Source organism: Vibrio sp. YT-16 (genome assembly GCF_033337405.1).
Lineage (GTDB): Bacteria > Pseudomonadota > Gammaproteobacteria > Enterobacterales > Vibrionaceae > Vibrio > Vibrio alginolyticus.
The window spans coordinates 1-2092 of the sequence record NZ_JAWOQQ010000056.1 but is presented as its reverse complement, the minus strand read 5'-3'; the positions used below and the strand labels follow the sequence as shown (position 1 = coordinate 2092).

At 62.9% G+C, this 2092-nt stretch carries 2 protein-coding genes and 1 pseudogene; 1 reads left to right on the top strand and 2 read right to left on the bottom strand.

Features of this window, described 5'->3' with window-relative positions; genetic code table 11:
• Window positions 1-1172 (bottom strand): tetracycline efflux MFS transporter Tet(A) (gene tet(A), locus R7F07_RS24630; RefSeq protein ID WP_318110585.1); only part of this gene is annotated, 1172 nt, incomplete at its 3' end.
• Between the two features lie 105 nt (window positions 1173-1277).
• Here tet(A) and tetR(A) point away from each other — a divergent pair.
• Window positions 1278-1928, top strand: coding sequence for a tetracycline resistance transcriptional repressor TetR(A) (gene tetR(A) / locus R7F07_RS24625; protein WP_000164043.1), 651 nt, complete (start codon window positions 1278-1280; stop codon window positions 1926-1928).
• Window positions 1929-1959: 31 nt separating this feature from the next.
• Here tetR(A) and R7F07_RS24620 read toward each other — a convergent pair.
• A pseudogene (locus R7F07_RS24620) lies at window positions 1960-2092 on the bottom strand (relaxase); the annotation flags it as partial.

The window sequence follows — 2092 nt, the reverse complement described above, 5'->3', positions numbered from 1 at the left end:
CTCCAAAGCCCGCGACGCAGCGCCGGCAGGCAGAGCAAGTAGAGGGCAGCGCCTGCAATCCATGCCCACCCGTTCCACGTTGTTATAGAAGCCGCATAGATCGCCGTGAAGAGGAGGGGTCCGACGATCGAGGTCAGGCTGGTGAGCGCCGCCAGTGAGCCTTGCAGCTGCCCCTGACGTTCCTCATCCACCTGCCTGGACAACATTGTTTGCAGCGCCGGCATTCCGATGCCACCCGAAGCAAGCAGGACCATGATCGGGAACGCCATCCATCCCCGTGTCGCGAAGGCAAGCAGGATGTAGCCTGTGCCGTCGGCAATCATTCCGAGCATGAGTGCCCGCCTTTCGCCGAGCCGGGCGGCTACAGGGCCGGTGATCATTGCCTGGGCGAGTGAATGCAGAATGCCAAATGCGGCAAGCGAAATGCCGATCGTGGTCGCGTCCCAGTGAAAGCGATCCTCGCCGAAAATGACCCAAAGCGCGGCCGGCACCTGTCCGACAAGTTGCATGATGAAGAAGACCGCCATCAGGGCGGCGACGACGGTCATGCCCCGGGCCCACCGGAACGAAGCGAGCGGGTTGAGAGCCTCCCGGCGTAACGGCCGGCGTTCGCCTTTGTGCGACTCCGGCAAAAGGAAACAGCCCGTCAGGAAATTGAGGCCGTTCAAGGCTGCCGCGGCGAAGAACGGAGCGTGGGGGGAGAAACCGCCCATCAGCCCACCGAGCACAGGTCCCGCGACCATCCCGAACCCGAAACAGGCGCTCATGAAGCCGAAGTGCCGCGCGCGCTCATCGCCATCAGTGATATCGGCAATATAAGCGCCGGCTACCGCCCCAGTCGCCCCGGTGATGCCGGCCACGATCCGCCCGATATAGAGAACCCAAAGGAAAGGCGCTGTCGCCATGATGGCGTAGTCGACAGTGGCGCCGGCCAGCGAGACGAGCAAGATTGGCCGCCGCCCGAAACGATCCGACAGCGCGCCCAGCACAGGTGCGCAGGCAAATTGCACCAACGCATACAGCGCCAGCAGAATGCCATAGTGGGCGGTGACGTCGTTCGAGTGAACCAGATCGCGCAGGAGGCCCGGCAGCACCGGCATAATCAGGCCGATGCCGACAGCGTCGAGCGCGACAGTGCTCAGAATTACGATCAGGGGTCTGTTGGGTTTCACGTCTGGCCTCCGGACCAGCCTCCGCTGGTCCGATTGAACGCGCGGATTCTTTATCACTGATAAGTTGGTGGACATATTATGTTTATCAGTGATAAAGTGTCAAGCATGACAAAGTTGCAGCCGAATACAGTGATCCGTGCCGCCCTGGACCTGTTGAACGAGGTCGGCGTAGACGGTCTGACGACACGCAAACTGGCGGAACGGTTGGGGGTTCAGCAGCCGGCGCTTTACTGGCACTTCAGGAACAAGCGGGCGCTGCTCGACGCACTGGCCGAAGCCATGCTGGCGGAGAATCATACGCATTCGGTGCCGAGAGCCGACGACGACTGGCGCTCATTTCTGATCGGGAATGCCCGCAGCTTCAGGCAGGCGCTGCTCGCCTACCGCGATGGCGCGCGCATCCATGCCGGCACGCGACCGGGCGCACCGCAGATGGAAACGGCCGACGCGCAGCTTCGCTTCCTCTGCGAGGCGGGTTTTTCGGCCGGGGACGCCGTCAATGCGCTGATGACAATCAGCTACTTCACTGTTGGGGCCGTGCTTGAGGAGCAGGCCGGCGACAGCGATGCCGGCGAGCGCGGCGGCACCGTTGAACAGGCTCCGCTCTCGCCGCTGTTGCGGGCCGCGATAGACGCCTTCGACGAAGCCGGTCCGGACGCAGCGTTCGAGCAGGGACTCGCGGTGATTGTCGATGGATTGGCGAAAAGGAGGCTCGTTGTCAGGAACGTTGAAGGACCGAGAAAGGGTGACGATTGATCAGGACCGCTGCCGGAGCGCAACCCACTCACTACAGCAGAGCCATGTAGACAACATCCCCTCCCCCTTTCCACCGCGTCAGACGCCCGTAGCAGCCCGCTACGGGCTTTTTCATGCCCTGCCCTAGCGTCCAAGCCTCACGGCCGCGCTCGGCCTCTCTGGCG